Genomic DNA, 16684 nt, shown 5'->3' with positions numbered 1-16684 from the left:
ATCCTGCTCCTGCCGGCTCCGCGCGGAGCGGACCGGACGGTCACGGCTCGGCCGCGCCGAACGCGCGCAGGGCGGGCAGAGATCATGCACAGGGGGAACGATGCTGGTGGTCATGAAGCACGGCGCCACGGACGGTCAGATCGAGGACGTGGTCCGCGCGATCGAGGATATGGGATACCGGGCCCGGCTCATGCCGGGCGCGCAGCGCACGACCGTGGGCCTCGTCGGAAACGATGGACGCGTACAGGAGAGCCGGCTCGTGGGGATCGAGGGCGTGCTCCGCGTCATTCACGTCTCGCAGCCGTACAAGCAGGTGAGCCGCGAGTGGTGTGCCGACGACACGGTCATCGAACTGTCCAACGGGGTACGGATCGGTGGGAAGGACGTCGTCGTCATGGCCGGCCCGTGCTCCGTGGAGTCGCGCCAACAGATTCTGGAGACCGCGCACCGGGTCGCGGAAGCCGGGGCGACCGTACTGCGCGGCGGAGCCTTCAAGCCGCGGACCTCGCCCTACTCCTTCCAGGGGCTCGGGGAAGAGGGGCTGCAGTTGCTCGCGCGCGCGCGGGAGGAGACGGGCCTCGCGATCGTCACCGAGGCGCTGGACGTGGAGAGCATGGGCCTCGTCGCGGAATACGCCGACATCATCCAGATCGGTGCGCGGAACATGCAGAACTACTCCCTGCTGCGGGCTGCGGGCCGGGCGGGCAAACCGGTTCTCCTCAAGCGGGGGATGGCCGCGATGATCACGGAGTTGCTGCTCGCCGCGGAGTATATCGTCGCCGAGGGCGAATCACGCGTGATGCTGTGCGAGCGCGGCATCCGCAGCTTCGGCACGCACACGCGGAACCTCTTCGACCTCGCCGCCGTCGTGACGATCCACGAGTTGTCGCACCTTCCGGTCGTCGCGGACCCCAGCCACGGCACGGGATTCCGGTCGAAGGTCGGACCGATGGCCCGCGCCGCGGTTGCGGCGGGCGCGGACGCGCTCATCCTCGAGGTCCATCCCGATCCCGCGAAGGCGGCCTCGGACGGCCAGCAGTCTCTCACGCCGGAGCAGTTCGACGCGTTGATGGTGGAACTCCATCCCATCGCGAAGGCGATCGGCCGCGGGATCGCTCGCGCACCGGTTGCCGCCCACGGCTGACCGGACCCGGCGCGTCCCGACCCGGACCAGGAGCAGCCTCGGCCGCCTCGGCGAGCGCATGGCCGCCCGCCATCTCGCCGACGCGGGATACGAGATCCTCGACCGCAACTGGCGCGCGGGGCGGTTGGAGATCGATCTCGTCGTCAGGTCGGGAGACACGGTGGCGTTCGTCGAAGTGAAGACTCGCCGTTTGGGCGTGCAGCCGCCCGAGGAGGCGCTCTCCCGCTCCCAGCGGGGGAGAATCCGCCGGGCGGCCGGTGCGTGGCTGAGCCGGCATCCGGGCGCCGCCACGGAGGCCCGCTTCGACCTGGTCGCGGTGGAGGTCGATCGTCGCGGAAGGTGGCGGGTGCAGCACATACCGGAAGCGTTTTACGGCGACGACACGTGACGGTTTTTTCTGGCCGCTGCCCCTGCGGGCCGATAAGATACGGGTGCCCCAGGCCCGTGGGGCCGAAGCGCGTGAATCCCGTCAGGACCGTGAAGGTAGCAGCGGTAAGCGTGTGACGGTCGCCACGGCCCGCCTGGGGTCTTTCGCCCGACGTCAGCGGCGTCCTCGCGTCGCCGGGCGCGGGCGCCCTCAGACCCGAAGGAGTCGAAGCCGGCCGGGACCCTGATCCCCGCCGACCCAGATGGCTCACGAGCCCTTGTACCGCACCGCGCTGGCCAGAACCTACCGGCCCCGAGGCTTCTCGGAGCTGATCGGACAGGACCACATCGGGCCCACGCTGAGGGCCGCCATCGACTCCGGGCGAGTCGGCCACGCGTATCTCTTCTGCGGCCCGCGCGGGGTCGGGAAGACGACGACGGCGCGCATCCTCGCCATGGCCCTCAACTGCCCCGGCCGCTCCGCCGGCGAACCGTGCGGCACCTGCGACTCGTGCGAGCGGATCTGGTCCGGAGGCGCCTCGCTCGACGTGGTGGAGATCGACGCGGCGAGCCACCGCGGCGTCGAGGACGCGCGCGACCTGCGGCGCCGGGCGGCGTACGCGCCCACGAGCGAAGAGCGCTACAAGATCTACATCCTCGACGAAGCGCACATGCTCACGCGCGACGCGTGGAACGCGCTCCTGAAGATCCTGGAGGAACCGCCCCCACGGGTGATCTTCGCCTTCGCCACCACCGAGCCGCAGAAGATCGAGCGCGGCGCGGCGCCCGTGATGTCCCGGTGTCAGCGCTTCGACTTCCGGCGGGTCTCCGTGCAGGACATCACGAGCCGGCTCGAGACGGTACTCGAGGCGGAGGGAATCGCCGCCGAGCCGGGGGCGTTGCGGGCGATCGCGAGGCGGGCCGAGGGCGGCGTGCGCGACGCGCTTTCGTCGCTCGACCAGGTGCTCTCCTTCCGGGGAGACGCGGTCGAACTCACCGACATCCGCCGCATGCTCGGGCTCGTCGATGAGGATCGCTACCTGGCGTTCTTCGAGCTCGCCGCGAACGGCGACCGCGCCGGCGTGTTCACCTTTGTTCAGGACCTCCTCGACGATGGTCACGATCCCGCGGAATTCCTGCGCGGGCTCGGCGATGCGCTGCGAACCCTGCTTGTCCTGAGACTCGACCCGGCGGCAGAGGCGGTAGAGCTCCTGCCCGAATCTCGCCAGCGTTTCGTGGCTGCAGGTGAGGCGCTGGCGCCGGCGGACGTGCTCAGGATGCTGAGCGCCCTTAGCGAGTTCGAGGCTTCCGGATTGCTGCACCGGTCCTCCCATCCGCGCATCCAGCTCGAGGTCCTGCTCCTCCGCCTCGTCCGCATGGAATCAACCGTCGAACTCGAGGAACTCCTGACGGCGCTGGGCGCCCCGGCGAGGGAGCCCCGGCCCGGCCCCCGTCCAGCCGCCCCGCCGCGGCGTCCTCGCGAGGAGCCGTCCGCTCCACCTGCCGCCCCCCCCGCCGACCGGTCGCCGGCTGCGGATGCGACCCCGCCAGCCGCGGATGCGACTCCGCCGCACGAGGCCGCCGGAAGGAAGGAGCCCCCCGAGCCGGAGCCTGTCCCGGCCAGACGATCCGGCACGGCGCCCGCCTCCCGGGTCCGCGATGCGTGGGCCGCCGCCGTCGCCGAAATGCCGGGGCTGGGCGGAGTGTCCGGACTGGCCCTGCGCGGCACCGAAGTCGAAGGCCTCGTGAAGGACGAGGTTCGGCTCCGTGTCCAGGTCGGGTGGCGCGAGGAGCTCGAGAAGCTGTTCAAGGACGATTCGCGTTCCGGCCCTCTCCGCGCGAATCTCGCGGAACGCCTCGGGTTGCCGACCGTCAGGTTCGCGATCGTCGACCACAAGGGCGGCCGCGTGACCGCCGGGGAAGCGGCTCGAACGCGGGTCGAACGGTTGTTGGACGGAAACCCGCATCTCAGGGAGGCCGTGGAGGAACTCGACCTCACCCTGAAGGAGTAGACAACGTGGACGGCGTGAACATCCAGCAGTTGATGCAACTCAGTCAGCAGATGCAGTCGCGCATGAGCGAAATGCAGGAGAAGCTCGAGCGCGAGACGCACGTGGCGGCTTCGGGCGGCGGCATGGTCGAGGTGACGGTGGACGGCCAGGGCAACATCAAGGGGGTCTCCATCGATCCCGCCGTGGTGGACCCGGAAGAGGTCGAGATGCTCGAGGATCTCATCGCCGCCGCGGCCTCCGCGGCACAGCGGCGGGCGAAGGAACGCATGGAGAAGGAGATGCGTCAGGCGGCGGGAGGCCTGCCGCTGCCGGGTCTCGGGAACTTGCTCGGCCGTCCGTGAACGCGATCGAAGCGCTCGTCGGCGAGCTTGGCCGGCTCCCGGGGATCGGTCGCAAGACCGCGCGGCGGCTGACCTATCACCTCCTCAAGAGCTCGAAGGACGATGCCCGGCGGCTGGCGCGAGCCATAGAACGGGTCGCGGCGGAGGTGCGCGTGTGCGGTGCCTGCGGCAACCTCAGCGACATGGAGCCGTGCGAATTCTGCCGCAGCCCGAGGCGCGATCCGGCGCAGGTTTGCGTCGTTGAGGAAGCCTCCGACATTCCGGCGATCGAGAACTCGGGGAACTTCGCAGGTCTGTATCATGTACTTGGCGGACGGTTGTCCCCCCTCGACGGGGTCGGACCCGAGGACCTCAACATCCGGGCCCTGCTTCGGCGTCTCGACGCCCCCGTCCGGGAGGTGATCATCGCCACGAACGCGAGCGTGGAAGGAGAGGCGACGGCGACGTATCTGCAGCGGCTGCTGGCCTCGGCCGCCGGAGTGACCGTCACGCGGCTCGCCCGCGGGCTGCCCGTGGGAGGAGACCTCGAGTACGCCGACGGAGTGACGATCGCCGAAGCCTTCGCCGGCCGACGGGAGATGTAGCGTACCGATGACGACTCGAATCGAATACGAAGACGCGGACCGCGGTTCCGCGACGGGATGGAAGATCGCGGCCGCGGCCCTGCTCGGCGCCGCCGCGGCCGTCGGTCTCGGGATCTATCTCGCGCGCGACCAGATGCGGCGACACCGGCGCGAACTGTTCAGTCCGCATCCGCTGCGCCGCCTGGCGGCTCTGGGATACCTGAAATCGCACCCGTCCGCGGACGATCTGCCGCTGTTGAGAGATTATCTGGCCTGGGAAGAGCGACCGCTGCTCCGCAAGCGCGCCCTGGCGGTTCTGGAGAGTCTGGAAAGCGTGCTCGCGAGCGACGAAGCCCTTGAGAGCGGAGACCCGCACTGAATCTTCCGAACGCGATCACCACGGGCAGGATCATTGCGGCCCCCGTCGTAACGGCGCTGCTCCTCCAGCCTCGGCCGGGGCTCCGGATGATCGCGTTCGTCCTCTTCGTCACGGCCGCGCTCTCCGACCTCTGGGACGGACACCTGGCGCGCGCCCGCGACCAGGTGACCTCCTTCGGGAAGTTTCTCGACCCGCTCGCGGACAAGCTCCTGCTCGTCGCCGCGCTCATCCCCGTTTACAGCATCAATCTCTCGCAGGCCGGGCCCCCTGCGCTCCCCCTGTTCGGCGTAATCCCGCTGTGGGCGATCATCATCTTCCTGGGTCGCGAAGCGCTGATCACGGTGCTCCGGTCGCTCGCCGCCCGGCAGGGCCGGGTCGTCGCGGCGCAGATCCTGGGCAAGAGGAAGGCCCTCGCGCAGAACACCTTCATAGGCTCCGCGATTCTCTGGGTGGCGTTCCTGACGCCCGGGTTCGTGGCGCCCGACGGCCGGGCATGGCAGTGGTTTTCCGCCTTCCACGGCTGGTTCACGACGGCCTTTCTCACCGTTGCGGTGCTGCTCACCGTGGCCTCCGCGGTGACCTATCTCGGCATGTTCTCGCGTATCATGGCGGGTCGCCATTCGTAAGCGGCACCCGTCGCTTTTCGAGGCCGCCGCGGTACTCATCGAGGACCTGCGGGAGAGGGGGCACACGCTTGTACTCGCCGAGAGTTGCACCGGTGGCCTGATCGGCGCCGCCCTCACCTCCGTACCTGGAGCCTCGGAGGTTTTGTGGGGTGGGCTGATAAGCTACGATGACGCCGCCAAGAGGACGCTGCTGGAGGTGTCGGAGGCGTCGCTGCAACGATACGGTGCCGTCTCCCGGGCCGTGGTCGAGGAGATGGCTGCCGGGGCTCGGCGCGTGGCGGAGAGCACCTGGTCCATAGCCGTAACCGGTATCGCCGGACCTTCGGGAGGCACCGCCGACAAGCCCGTGGGCACGGTGTGGATTGCCCACGACGGCCCTTCTCCCGAGGCGCGGTGTCACCGCTTCGAGGGGAGCCGGGACGAAATCCGTGAAGCGGCCGCCCTCGAGGCGATGCGTTGGCTCGATTCACGGCTCTGACGAAGATATTCGAGGCTACTGATGGGAAAGAGGGATCTGGAGCAGGAGATGGAGAGCGCGGCGGAGGAGGATACCGCCACCGGTGCCTCCGGCGACGCCGAAGACACGGCGGCTGAGCAGGCCGCGTCCGGGCAGGACGCACCGGAGGATACTGCCGAAACGCCCGGGCATGTAGACGAGGTCGGCGCCCCCGACCCCGACGGGGACGTCGGGCCGGAAGCTGAACTCGCGGCCCTGCAGGACCGCCACCTCCGGCTTGCGGCGGAGTTCGACAACTTCCGACGCCGGACGAGACGGGAACTGGGCGACGCGGGAGAGCGGGCGCGTGCCGAGCTCGCCGGCAAGCTGCTCGAACTGATGGACGACCTCCAGCGCGTGGCCGACACGCCGCTCGAGGGCACGGCGACGGAAGCCCTGCACGAGGGGATCGGACTCGTGGCCCGCAAGTTCGCCAAGGTCCTCGCCGACACCGGCGTGGAACCGGTGAACCCCGTGGGTGAGCGCTTCGACCCCAACCTCCACGAAGCGCTCATGATGACCTCGACCGACGACCCGGAACAGGACGAACTCGTGTCGCACGTCGTCCTCATCGGATACCGGCTTGGCGACCGGCTGCTCCGCCCCGCGCGCGTGACGGTCTATCGCCACGAAGCCGAAGCCTCCTGATCCGATGGCGACGCAGGCGAAGGACTACTACAAGATTCTCGGGGTCGCCGAGAACGCGAGCGCGGACGAGATCCGGAAGGCCTACCGCAAGCTGGCGAAGGAGCACCACCCGGACGCGAACGCGGGCGATCCGACGTCGACGGAGAAGTTCAAGGAGGTGTCGGAAGCCCACGGCGTCCTCTCCGATCCTGACAAGCGCCAGAAGTACGACCGGGTGCGGAAATACGGGGGTCTCGGCGCCTTCGGGCCCGGTCAGCCGGGCGGAGCCCCCGGGGGCGCGGGGAGCTTCAAGTTCGAGGACCTGTCCGACCTGGGCGGCATCGGCGGCATATTCTCCTCCATCTTCGACTTCGGGAAGAAGGCGAAGCCGGAGAAGGAGGGACCGCAGCGGGGCCGCAATGTCGAATACCTGGTCACGGTTCCGCTCCGCACCGCGGCGCGTGGCGGCCGGGTGGCGGTCACGGTGCCGATCAGCGAGGAGTGCGCGACGTGCGACGGCGACGGCGCCGCTCCCGGCACACCGCTGAAGCGCTGCCCCGAATGCGAGGGCAGGGGCGAGGTCACGTTCGGGCAGGGCGGGTTCTCCGTCAGGCGCCCGTGTCCGGTGTGCGTGCGGCGCGGCACTGTCCCGGAGACGCCCTGCTCGAGCTGCTCCGGCCGCGGCCAGGTGAACTCGCGACGCAAGCTCAGCGTCAAGGTGCCCACGGGGGTCGAGAACGGTTCGCGCGTCCGCATCTCCGGCAAGGGCGAACGCGGTCCGGGCGGCGGCACCGCGGGCGACCTCATCATCAAGTTCCAGGTCGACCCCGACCGCTTCTTCACCCGGGACGGGCTCGATCTCGCCTGCGAGGTGCCGATCAACGTGGCGCAGGCGATTCTCGGCTCGAAGGTCAAGGTGAGGACGATCGGCGGGAACAAGGTCGTGCTCAGAATCCCTCCGGGTACGCAGAGCGGCACCACGTTCCGGATCCGGGGCCAGGGCATCCAGCGCGGCGAGAACCGCGGCGACCAGCTCGTCAAAGTCGTCGTGGAGACGCCCGACCTCTCCGGCGAGGGCCTGAAGACGGTGAAGGACCTCGCGCAGCAGGAGGGCCTCTCCTACTGACCCGCGGCGGCGGGGCTGTCAGTTCGAGACGATGACGCCGCCGCCCAGGACGAGATCGCCCCGGTAGAGCACTGCGCTCTGCCCGGGGGTGATGGCCGACTGCGGGGCGGGCAGCTCCAGCGAGAAGTCGGTTGGCGTCGTCTCGATCACATCCGCGTCCACGATCGCGGCCCCGTGCCGGATCCGGACCCCGATGCGCTCGCCGGCGAGGGGACGCTCCGCCAGCCAGTTCACGCTGCGGGCGCCGATGCGGGAGCGGGCCAGCGAGCCCCGCGGTCCAATGACGACATCGCGCGACTCCGGCCGGATCTCGAGTACGAACATCGGCTCGGCAAAGCCGCCCGGCAGCCCCTTGCGCTGGCCCACCGTGTAGTGCGCGTAGCCCGGGTGCTCGCCCGCCTCCGAGCCGTCCTCGAAGCGGATGGCTCCCGGCGAAAGGGCAGGGTGGTCTTCCGGCAGATATCGACGCAGGACCCCGGCGTAGTCGTTGTCGGGGACGAAGCAGATCTCGAACGACTCCGGCTTGTCCGCCGTGTCGAGGCCGAGCCGCCGCGCCTCCGTGCGGACCTGCGGCTTCGTGAGCTCGCCCACCGGCAGGAGCAGGCGGTCGAGCGCCTGACGCGGCATCCCCCACAGGAAGTACGTCTGATCCTTGTGGTCGTCCGCGCCGAGGTGGAGTTCCGGAGGGCCGGAGCGGGGTCGGACCACGCGCGCGTAGTGCCCCGTCGCCAGCCAGCGGCAGCTCAGGGCGTCCGCGCGCACGAGGAGATCGCGGAACTTGGTGAAGCTGTTGCAGCGGACGCAGGGGATCGGCGTGCGGCCGGCGGCGTATTCCGACACGAAGTCGTCGATCACGTCGCGCGTGAAATCCTCCTCCACATCGAACACGTGGTGCGGCATGTCGAGCTGGGCGGCCACGGACTTGGCGTCGGCGATCCCGTCGAGGCCGCAGCAGGTACGCGTGGGCCCCTCGCTGCCGGTGTAGCAGAACGTCTTCATCGTCACGCCGATGACCGGGCGGCCCTCGCGCGCCAGCAACGCCGCGGTGAGCGAAGAGTCCACGCCGCCGGACATGGCGACGAGCACGGAGTCGGCGAGACGGGTCGGGGCGATCATGGACGTGGAATATCAGGCCGTGATGGCGACGACGCGCGCCGCCACCCGGACAAGCGCGTCCGCCGCCACATCGATGTCCGCCCGGGACGTGTCGTGGCCGAAACTGAAGCGCACGGCCGCGTACGGGACATCGCTGGTGATCCCGACCGCGTCCAGCACGTCGGAGCCGACGCTCGAGTCGGAGCCGCATGCCGACCCGCCCGAGACCGCGATACCCTCGAAGTCGAGCGAGACGAGCACGGCTCCGCTGTCGCATCCCGGAATCCCCACGCTGACGAGATTCGGCATCCTGAGCGGCGCCTCGCCTCCGTGGATGCGCGCATCCGGGATCTCCGCCAGGATCCGCGCCTCCAGGTGATCGCGCAGGCTGGTCCAGCGCGCGACCTCCGCCTCGCGATTCTCGAGCGCGAGTGCCAAAGCGGCCGCGAAACCCGTCGCGCCGATCGGGTTCTGCGTGCCCGGCCACATGGACCGTTCCTGGCCGCCGCCGTAGCTCAGCGGCTCCAGCGTCACCCCCGTCCGCCGGTAGAGAAGGCCGATCCCCACGGGCCCGCCCAGCTTGTGCGCCGTCGCCGACAGGAGATCGACCGGCGTGCGCTCCAGGTCGCAGTCCACCTTGCCCAGCGCCTGCACGGCGTCCGTGTGTACGAGAGCCCCGTATTCGTGGCCCAGCTGCACGATGTCCCCCATCGCCTGGACCGTGCCGATCTCGTTGTTGGCCCACATCACCGAGATCAGCGTCGGCGCGGCCGGGTCCTTCGCGAGCTCCCTCCGCAGCCACCCGAGATCGATCGTCCCCGAGCTGTCCACGGGAATCCGCGCCACGCGGGCGCCTTCCACCGCCCCGCGGTCCGCCGCCTCGAGGCACGCCTTGTGCTCGATCCCGGACACGAACACGCGTGGGCTGCGCCCAGGATTCGACCGCACGAAACCGAGAATGGCGAGGTTGTCCGATTGCGTGCCACCGCCCGTGAAATAGATGGATGACCGCGGGCCGCCGAGCAGATCCGCGATCCGCCCGCGCGCGAGCTCGAGGCACCGATGAGCCCGCCGTCCGGGGGCATGCGCGCTCGCGGGATTGAAGCCGTGCCGCAGCTCCGCCCCCATGGCATCCCACACCTCCGGCCGCATGGGCCAGGTCGCCGCGTAGTCGAGGTAAAGCCGCTGTTTTTCGGGCTGCATCATCGTCGCTATCCGTCCGGATTCGCCCGTTCGGCGAAGAGAGTCTATTGTGTCGAAGCTTCAAACGACGCCGCAACTCGGGATGGAGACATGGAGCCACCACGTTCCGCGCCGGGGCCCACCCCCCCGGCGCCAAGCCCTACAGGGCCCACGTCCGACGAGCAGAGCATACCACCGCTCGGGGCCCCGGTGTTCCGCACCACCGTCCACGGACTCGCCTTCGAAGATCGCGCCCGCCACCTCGACACCGTAGGTCCGGAGGAGGAACTCCTCCTCATCCCCGACCCGCCGGGAGGTAAACCGGACGATGTCTGGGTCCACATCCGCGCCGGCGACCCCGTGGGCCACCTCCCCCGGGAGATCGGTGCCTGGCTCGCTCCCTGGATGCGGCGCGGCGGCGCGGCGCGCGTACAGGTGATCAAGGTGGGCGCCGAGTCGGTCCCGAGCTGGAAGCGTCTCCTCGTCGAGGTTCGCTGCGGCTGACGGCTCCCAGGGCCTACTTACAACGAGCGAACTCCGAGGCGCGTGACATCGCTCACGCGCATCGTCTCATCCGTATGGAACGGTTCCCCGTGCGGAGCCCGGATCAGCGAGCCGTAGTGCCGCGACGCGGTCTCGATGCGTTCGACGAGCGGCTGACCGGTGGGGAAGATCTCGCCCGCCGCCGTAGAGCCCTCGAACTGTGATGTGTAGCACCGCGCCGCCTCGACCTTGCGCTGGAACTGGGCCTCCGTGAGCGGGACGACGAAGGTCGGCTTCACGGCGTCCTCCCGATACGCCATGGCGTAGAGGATCTTCTCCGGCCGCTGCCCGGGTCCGCCTTCATACTCCCGCAGCCCCGCGAGGAAACAGGCGTCGCGGGCGAGCTCCGAGGCGACCCGGTGATCCGGATGGCGACCGCGCGGGTACGGCAGGATCACGGTCGCCGGTGCGAGGCGCCGCAGGTGCCCCACGATGATCCGGCGCGCCTCCAGCGAGTTCTCCAGTCGTGCGTCGGGGAGCCCGGCGTTGACCCGAACGGCGATCCCCAGCAGCGCCGCTGCCCGGCCCGCCTCCTCCGCCCGCAATTCGGGGGTCCCGCGCGAGGCCATCTCGCCCCGCGTCAGGTCCAGGATCCCGGTCCGGTATCCCTGTTCCGCGGCCCGGGCCAGCGTTCCGCCGCAGGTGAGTTCGGCGTCGTCCGGGTGCGCCGCTACGGCGAGAAGGTCCAGCGGTTGCTCGGTCATTGGGGGGTCAGCCGCTCGCTCTCTGCCGCCTACTCGTAGCGCAGCGCGTCGATGGGGTCCAGCCCGGCGGCCCGCGAAGCCGGGTAGAGCCCGAAACCGATCCCGGTCAGCACCGACGCCGCAAGGGCAGCCACGATCGACCACAGTGGCACGACCGCCGGCAGCGGCGTCAACTGGTTCACGACCCATACGATCGCGCCGCCCAGCACCATTCCGGTCGCTCCGCCGAGCAGCGTGAGCGTGGCCGCTTCGACCAGAAACTGCCACATGACGTCGCGCCGCCGCGCCCCCATCGCCTTGCGCAGCCCAATCTCCCGCGTCCGCTCGGTGACGGAGATCATCATGATGCCGATGACGCCCACGCCCCCGACCATGAGTCCGATGCTCGACAACCCGAGCATCGCCGCAAACAGGACGTTGGTCAGCTGGCCCCAGAGATTCAGCAGTTGTTCCTGGTCCAGCACCGCGAAGTCGTCCTCCTCGCCCGGTTCCAGTCGGCGGAGCTGCCGCATCCGCGCGTGCGTCGCGTCGAGCGCCGCCTGAAGGTCGGCTTCGGGCTCCGGCCGCACGATGATGCTGACCGCACGGTCCCAGACGGGCAGCAGCTTGTCCGCGCTCGGGAACGGCACCCACACAAAATGCGACGCGAGGCCGGCGAACAGGTTGGCGGGCAACCGGTACACACCGACCACGCGGAACATCGCGCCGCGGCTGCCTTCCCCGATCCGGATCTCACGGCCGAGAGGGTCGAGCGACCCGAACAGGTCGGCGGCCACGGTGGAATCGATCACCGCGACCGGCGACCGCCGTTCGGCCTCCGGGTGCGTGAACCAGCGCCCCGAGATGATGTCGCCGCTGTAGATCTCAAGGTAGTCGGCGCCCACGCCGTAGAATGAGATCTCGACACGCTCCGACCCGACGCTCGCCTCGAAGGCGCCGGGGCCGAAGTCGCCGGTGAGCTCGACGAACGGGGACGCGCTCAGGATGCCCGGGAGGCGCCCGAGGTCCCGGGCCCACCGCGGATCGAGCGGCTTGTTCCTCAGGAGGTCCGGCTCTTCCTCGCTCAGAGGGCCGCCGCCGAAGCCCCCCGATGTGAAATCCCAGTGGGCTACGTAGAACGTCTCGATGCCGTTCGGGGACATCGCATCTTCGAAGCTCTTGTTGACGCCGGTGATTGCCGCCGCCATCACCATGACGACGAGGACTCCGATCGTCACGCCCAGGATCGTGAGGCCGCTCCGAACCTTGTTGGCCCCGATCGAGTCGAACGCGACCGCGATCCCCTCCGTGACCGTCGCAAGGAATCCCATGTCGCTAGTGCAGTGTCGCGGGAATCCGCGAGCCCGAATAGCCGAGGAATTCGTGCGACACTGCACCAGGTGCACGACCGATCATATGCGCCTCCCCATCCCCACGGCTCCTGTCGCCTGCCGGAGTCAGTCCGCGCGTTACCCGCTGCGGAAAGGGACTACTCGTAGCGCAACGCGTCGATCGGGTCCAGACCCGCGGCCCGCGAGGCGGGGTACAGTCCGAATCCGATCCCGGTCAGCACCGAGGCCGCCAACGCGGCCACGATCGACCACAGCGGCACGACAGCGATCAGCGGCGTCGACTGGTTCACGACCCACACGAGCCCGCCTCCGAGCAGCATGCCGGTGGCCCCGCCCAGGAACGTGAGCGTGGCCGCTTCAACGAGGAACTGCCACATGATGTCCCGGCGGCGTCCACCCATCGCCTTGCGCAGCCCGATCTCGCGGGTCCGCTCCGTCACCGAGATCATCATGATCCCGATGACGCCGACGCCACCGACCATGAGCCCGATACTCGACAAGCCCATCATCGCCGCGAACAGCACACCCGTCAGCTGTCCCCAGAGCGCCATCACCTGGTCGGCCGTGATGATGGCGAAATTGTCTTCCTCACCCGGCTTCAGTCTCCGTAGCTGCCGCATGCGGTCACGGATCGCGTCGAGCGCGGTTCGCAGTTCCGTCTCCGGATCTGGCTGGACCACGAACCGGAAGTCCCGATCCCGCACCCGCAGCACCTTGTCCGCCGTCACAAAGGGCATCCATACATAGTGCGATGCGAAGCCGGCGAAGAGGTTGGCGGGCGCTCGGTAGATGCCGATCACGCGCACCCGCGCGTTCTCGCTGCCCCGGCTGATGCGGATATCCCGTCCGAGCGGATCCCGGGTTTCGAACAAGCCGGCCGCCGTTGCCGAATCGATCACCGCGACGGTTGCCCGCCGATCCGCCTCCGACTGCGTGAACCAGCGGCCATGGACGAGATCGCCGCCGGAGATCGCAAGGTAGTCGGAGCCCACGCCGGAGAGTGACGTGCGGACGCGGTCCGATCCGCTGCTGGCGTCGTAGCCCCCCAGTTCCACGATCGGCGCGACGCTCCGGATCCCCTGAATCCGTTGCAGGTCCTTCGCCCACTCGCGCCGCAGCGGCGGGTTCCTCAGGAACGCCAACTCCTCTTCCGCCTCATCATCGGTCACATCCTGAAGGGAGGGGAGCTCCGCGTGCGCCACCCAGAACGTCGTAACCCCCTCAGGGGCAATCAGTTCCGAAAAGCTCTCGTTGATCCCGGTGATCACCGCCGCCATGACCATGACGACGAGGACACCGATGGTCACGCCCAGGATCGTGAGGCCGCTCTGGATCTTGTTGGCTCTGATCGCGTCGAGCGCGACCGCGATCCCTTCGGTGACCGTCGAAAGGAACCCCATGCCGCCGCTTGCACGAGCGGTCATACGCGCCTCCCCGTCGCCCGCGGCTTCCGGACCCCGTGGGCGTAGTGCCACGCCTGTGTTGCCGCGGGTAAGGAACTACTCGTAGCGCAATGCGTCGATAGGGTCCAGACCGGCGGCGCGGGAAGCCGGGTAGAGTCCGAAGCCGATTCCCGTGAGCACCGAGGCCGCCAGCGCGGCCACGATCGACCACAGCGGCACGACGGCGGTCAGCGGCGTAGCCTGGTTCACGACCCACACGAGCCCGCCTCCGAGCAGCATGCCTGTCGCCCCGCCCAGCAGCGTGAGTGTGGCCGCTTCGACGAGGAACTGCCACATGATGTCGCCGCGGCGTCCGCCCATCGCCTTGCGCAGCCCGATCTCGCGGGTCCGCTCGGTCACGGAGATCATCATGATCCCGATGACGCCGACGCCACCGACCATGAGCCCGATACTCGACAGGCCCACCATAGCCGCGAACAGCACACCCGTCAGCTGGCCCCAGAGCGCCACCACCTGGTCGGCCGTGATGATGGCGAAATCGTCATCCTCTCCCGGCCTCAGTCTCCGCAGCTGCCGCATGCGGGCGCGGGTCGCGTCGAGCGCGGTCTGAAGCTCCGTTTCCGGTTCCGGCCGCACCACGAAGCTCATCTCCCGGTCCCACACCCGCAGCAACTTGTCCGTCGTCGCAAAGGGCATCCACACATAGTGCGATGCGAGACCTGCGAAGAGGTTGGCCGGTGCTCGGTAGACGCCGACCACGCGCACCCTCGCGTTCTCACTGCCCCTGCTGATGCGGATGTCGCGCCCGATCGGGTCGCGCGTCCCGAACAGCCCGACCGCCGTGGCCGAATCGATCACGGTGACCGCGGTGCGCCGGTCGGCCTCCGACTGCGTGAACCAGCGGCCGGCGATCACGTCGCCACCCGAGATCTCGATGTAGTCGGCCCCCACTCCGTAGAGCCCGATCTCGACCCGGTCGCCCCCGGAAGAGGCCTCGTTGCCTGACCCGAGATTCACTACAGACACCGCGCTCTGGATCCCCGGGATCCGCGCCAGTTCCTTCGCCCATTCCGGCTCCAGCGGAGGGTTCTTGAAGAAGGCGTGTTCCCCCTCGTCGAGGGGGCCGGTGATCTGCATGGAGGAAAAGTCGAAGTGAGCCACCCAGAACGTGGTGATCCCCTCCGGGGCCATCAGTTCCGAGAAGCTGTTGTTGATCCCGGTGATCACCGCCGCCATGACCATGACGACGAGCACTCCGATCGTCACGCCCAGGATCGTGAGACCGCTCCGCACCTTGTTCGCTCCGAGCGAGTCGAAGGCGACGGCGATCCCCTCGGTGACCGTCGCGATGAACCCCATGCCGCGGCCTGAACGAGCGGTTACACGCACCTCCCCGTAGCCCGCGGCTTCCGGACCCCGTGGGCGTAAGGCCACCCCTGTGTTGCCGTGGGTGAGGAACTCACTCGTACCGCAAGGCGTCGATCGGATCCAGACCCGCGGCACGGGAGGCGGGGTACAGTCCGAATCCGATCCCGGTCAGCACCGAGGCCGCCAGCGCGGCCACGATCGACCACAGCGGCACGACGGCGGTCAGCGGCGTGGCCTGGTTCACGACCCACACGAGCCCGCCTCCGAGCAGCATGCCCGTCGCCCCGCCCAGCAGCGTGAGCGTGGCCGCTTCGACGAGGAACTGCCACATGATGTCGCGGCGGCGTCCGCCCATCGCCTTACGCAGGCCGATCTCGCGGGTCCGCTCCGTGACGGAGATCATCATGATCCCGATGACGCCGACACCCCCGACCATGAGCCCGATACTCGACAGGCCCACCATCGCCGCGAACAGGACGTTCGTCAGCTGGCCCCAAAGATCCATCATCTGATCGGAGGTCATCGTGGCGAAGTCGTCTTCCTCGCCGATCTCCAGTCCCCGCAACTGCCGCATGCGGGCGCGGGTCGCGTCGAGCGCGGTCTGCAGTTCCGTTTCCGGCTCCGGCCGCACCACGAAGCTGATCTGCCGGTCCCACACCCGCAGCAACTTGTCCGCCGTCGCAAAGGGCATCCACACATAGTGTGAGACGAAGCCGGCGAAGAGGTTGGCCGGCACCCGGTAGATGCCGACCACGCGCACCCTCGCGTTCTCGTTGCCCCTGCTGATGCGGATGTCGCGCCCGATCGGGTCGCGCGTCCCGAACAGCCCCACCGCCGTGGCCGAGTCGATCACGGTCACCGCGGCGCGCCGGTCGGCCTCCGACTGCGTGAACCACCGGCCGGTGATCACATCGCCGCCCGAGATCTCGATGTAGTCGGCCCCCACTCCGTAGAGCCCGATCTCGACCCGGTCGCCCCCAGAGGAAGCTTCGTAGCCCGACCCCGCCAGGTCCACCACGGGCGCCGCGCTCTGGATCCCCTGGATCCGCGCCAGTTCCTTCGCCCATTCCGGCTCCAGCGGAGGGTTCTTGAAGAAGGCATCCTCCCCTTCATCGAGCGGGCCGCTGATCTGCATGGAGGAAAAGTCGAAGTGCGCAACCCAGAAGGTGGTGATCCCCTCGGGGGCCATCAGTTCCGAGAAGCTCTTGTTGATCCCGGTGATCACCGCCGCCATGACCATGACGACGAGAACTCCGATCGTCACGCCGAGGATCGTGAGACTGCTCCGCACCTTGTTCGCTCCGAGCGAGTCGAAGGCGACGGCGATCCCCTCGGTCACTGTCGCGATGAACCCCATGCCCCGTCCGCGCGCGCTCAC

Annotated in this window: 18 protein-coding genes and 1 other RNA gene; 12 read left to right on the top strand and 7 right to left on the bottom strand. The window is 69.0% G+C overall.

Annotation, left to right across the window (positions count from 1 at the left end; genetic code table 11):
• Window positions 1-100 precede the first annotated feature (100 nt).
• The 11 genes from aroF to dnaJ all read left to right on the top strand — a co-directional run bounded on the left by aroF (window position 101) and on the right by dnaJ (window position 7680).
• Window positions 101-1144: a 3-deoxy-7-phosphoheptulonate synthase gene (gene aroF, locus ACOOGH_RS09495; RefSeq protein ID WP_420448680.1), complete on the top strand. Its 1044-nt coding sequence runs from the start codon at window positions 101-103 to the stop codon at window positions 1142-1144.
• Complete coding sequence (locus tag ACOOGH_RS09490) at window positions 1128-1532, top strand: YraN family protein (protein ID WP_420448679.1); 405 nt, start codon at window positions 1128-1130, stop codon at window positions 1530-1532. Before aroF ends, ACOOGH_RS09490 begins: the two co-directional genes overlap by 17 nt.
• A 46-nt stretch (window positions 1533-1578) precedes the next feature.
• An RNA gene (gene ffs / locus ACOOGH_RS09485) (signal recognition particle sRNA small type) lies at window positions 1579-1674 on the top strand.
• A 99-nt stretch (window positions 1675-1773) separates the two neighbouring features.
• On the top strand, window positions 1774-3522 hold the full coding sequence (dnaX, locus tag ACOOGH_RS09480) for a DNA polymerase III subunit gamma/tau (protein WP_420448678.1): 1749 nt from the start codon (window positions 1774-1776) through the stop codon (window positions 3520-3522).
• A 5-nt stretch (window positions 3523-3527) separates the two neighbouring features.
• Window positions 3528-3863 (top strand): YbaB/EbfC family nucleoid-associated protein, encoded by a 336-nt coding sequence (locus ACOOGH_RS09475; protein ID WP_420448677.1) that lies wholly within the window; start codon window positions 3528-3530, stop codon window positions 3861-3863.
• The gene (recR, locus tag ACOOGH_RS09470) at window positions 3860-4447 is read left to right on the top strand and encodes a recombination mediator RecR (RefSeq protein ID WP_420448676.1); all 588 of its coding nucleotides are present in this window, start codon (window positions 3860-3862) and stop codon (window positions 4445-4447) included. The genes ACOOGH_RS09475 and recR overlap by 4 nt, the downstream gene beginning before the upstream one ends.
• A gap of 7 nt (window positions 4448-4454) precedes the next feature.
• Complete coding sequence (locus ACOOGH_RS09465) at window positions 4455-4805, top strand: hypothetical protein (protein ID WP_420448675.1); 351 nt, start codon at window positions 4455-4457, stop codon at window positions 4803-4805.
• Window positions 4802-5431 (top strand): CDP-diacylglycerol--glycerol-3-phosphate 3-phosphatidyltransferase, encoded by a 630-nt coding sequence (gene pgsA, locus ACOOGH_RS09460; RefSeq protein WP_420450102.1) that lies wholly within the window; start codon window positions 4802-4804, stop codon window positions 5429-5431. Before ACOOGH_RS09465 ends, pgsA begins: the two co-directional genes overlap by 4 nt.
• Window positions 5388-5909 (top strand): CinA family protein, encoded by a 522-nt coding sequence (locus ACOOGH_RS09455; protein ID WP_420450101.1) that lies wholly within the window; start codon window positions 5388-5390, stop codon window positions 5907-5909. The genes pgsA and ACOOGH_RS09455 overlap by 44 nt, the downstream gene beginning before the upstream one ends.
• A 21-nt stretch (window positions 5910-5930) precedes the next feature.
• Window positions 5931-6575, top strand: a complete 645-nt coding sequence (locus ACOOGH_RS09450) for a nucleotide exchange factor GrpE (RefSeq protein WP_420448674.1) — start codon at window positions 5931-5933, stop codon at window positions 6573-6575.
• Window positions 6576-6579: 4 nt separating this feature from the next.
• Window positions 6580-7680, top strand: a complete 1101-nt coding sequence (gene dnaJ / locus ACOOGH_RS09445) for a molecular chaperone DnaJ (RefSeq protein ID WP_420448673.1) — start codon at window positions 6580-6582, stop codon at window positions 7678-7680.
• Window positions 7681-7698: 18 nt separating this feature from the next.
• On the opposite strand, the gene mnmA is transcribed toward dnaJ, so the two are convergent.
• On the bottom strand, window positions 7699-8796 hold the full coding sequence (mnmA, locus tag ACOOGH_RS09440) for a tRNA 2-thiouridine(34) synthase MnmA (RefSeq protein ID WP_420448672.1): 1098 nt from the start codon (window positions 8794-8796) through the stop codon (window positions 7699-7701).
• Between the two features lie 12 nt (window positions 8797-8808).
• Entirely contained in the window at window positions 8809-9981 is a 1173-nt protein-coding gene (locus ACOOGH_RS09435; RefSeq protein WP_420448671.1) for a cysteine desulfurase family protein, read from the bottom strand.
• 186 nt (window positions 9982-10167) lie between these two features.
• Here ACOOGH_RS09435 and ACOOGH_RS09430 point away from each other — a divergent pair, with 186 nt between their 5' ends.
• Window positions 10168-10461: a hypothetical protein gene (locus ACOOGH_RS09430; protein WP_420448670.1), complete on the top strand. Its 294-nt coding sequence runs from the start codon at window positions 10168-10170 to the stop codon at window positions 10459-10461.
• 17 nt (window positions 10462-10478) lie between these two features.
• Here the strand turns inward: ACOOGH_RS09430 and bshB1 are convergent, their stop codons facing one another.
• The 5 genes from bshB1 to ACOOGH_RS09405 form a co-directional block, all read right to left on the bottom strand.
• Complete coding sequence (gene bshB1, locus ACOOGH_RS09425; protein WP_420448669.1) at window positions 10479-11204, bottom strand: bacillithiol biosynthesis deacetylase BshB1; 726 nt, start codon at window positions 11202-11204, stop codon at window positions 10479-10481.
• A 29-nt stretch (window positions 11205-11233) separates the two neighbouring features.
• The gene (locus ACOOGH_RS09420) at window positions 11234-12514 is read right to left on the bottom strand and encodes an ABC transporter permease (RefSeq protein WP_420448668.1); all 1281 of its coding nucleotides are present in this window, start codon (window positions 12512-12514) and stop codon (window positions 11234-11236) included.
• 158 nt (window positions 12515-12672) lie between these two features.
• On the bottom strand, window positions 12673-13959 hold the full coding sequence (locus tag ACOOGH_RS09415) for an ABC transporter permease (RefSeq protein ID WP_420448667.1): 1287 nt from the start codon (window positions 13957-13959) through the stop codon (window positions 12673-12675).
• Window positions 13960-14034: 75 nt separating this feature from the next.
• Window positions 14035-15297, bottom strand: coding sequence for an ABC transporter permease (locus ACOOGH_RS09410; RefSeq protein WP_420448666.1), 1263 nt, complete (start codon window positions 15295-15297; stop codon window positions 14035-14037).
• Window positions 15298-15397: 100 nt separating this feature from the next.
• Complete coding sequence (locus ACOOGH_RS09405) at window positions 15398-16684, bottom strand: ABC transporter permease (protein ID WP_420448665.1); 1287 nt, start codon at window positions 16682-16684, stop codon at window positions 15398-15400.

This window comes from Candidatus Palauibacter sp., from assembly GCF_965213655.1.
Classification (GTDB): Bacteria; Gemmatimonadota; Gemmatimonadetes; order Palauibacterales; family Palauibacteraceae; genus Palauibacter.
The sequence above is the reverse complement of the archived record's forward strand: the minus strand, read 5'-3'. Positions and strand labels throughout refer to the sequence as shown.

Bases quoted from the DNA above. Each gene is read 5' to 3' on its own strand.
- dnaJ (WP_420448673.1), top strand. From the start codon at position 6,580: ATGGCGACGCAGGCGAAGGACTACTACAAGATTCTCGGGGTCGCCGAG.
- ACOOGH_RS09450 (WP_420448674.1), top strand. From the start codon at position 5,931: ATGGGAAAGAGGGATCTGGAGCAGGAGATGGAGAGCGCGGCGGAGGAG.
- ACOOGH_RS09435 (WP_420448671.1), bottom strand. From the start codon at position 9,981: ATGATGCAGCCCGAAAAACAGCGGCTTTACCTCGACTACGCGGCGACC.
- mnmA (WP_420448672.1), bottom strand. From the start codon at position 8,796: ATGATCGCCCCGACCCGTCTCGCCGACTCCGTGCTCGTCGCCATGTCC.
- ACOOGH_RS09465 (WP_420448675.1), top strand. From the start codon at position 4,455: ATGACGACTCGAATCGAATACGAAGACGCGGACCGCGGTTCCGCGACG.
- ACOOGH_RS09415 (WP_420448667.1), bottom strand. From the start codon at position 13,959: ATGACCGCTCGTGCAAGCGGCGGCATGGGGTTCCTTTCGACGGTCACC.
- aroF (WP_420448680.1), top strand. From the start codon at position 101: ATGCTGGTGGTCATGAAGCACGGCGCCACGGACGGTCAGATCGAGGAC.
- bshB1 (WP_420448669.1), bottom strand. From the start codon at position 11,204: ATGACCGAGCAACCGCTGGACCTTCTCGCCGTAGCGGCGCACCCGGAC.
- ACOOGH_RS09410 (WP_420448666.1), bottom strand. From the start codon at position 15,297: ATGGGGTTCATCGCGACGGTCACCGAGGGGATCGCCGTCGCCTTCGAC.
- dnaX (WP_420448678.1), top strand. From the start codon at position 1,774: ATGGCTCACGAGCCCTTGTACCGCACCGCGCTGGCCAGAACCTACCGG.
- ACOOGH_RS09420 (WP_420448668.1), bottom strand. From the start codon at position 12,514: ATGGGATTCCTTGCGACGGTCACGGAGGGGATCGCGGTCGCGTTCGAC.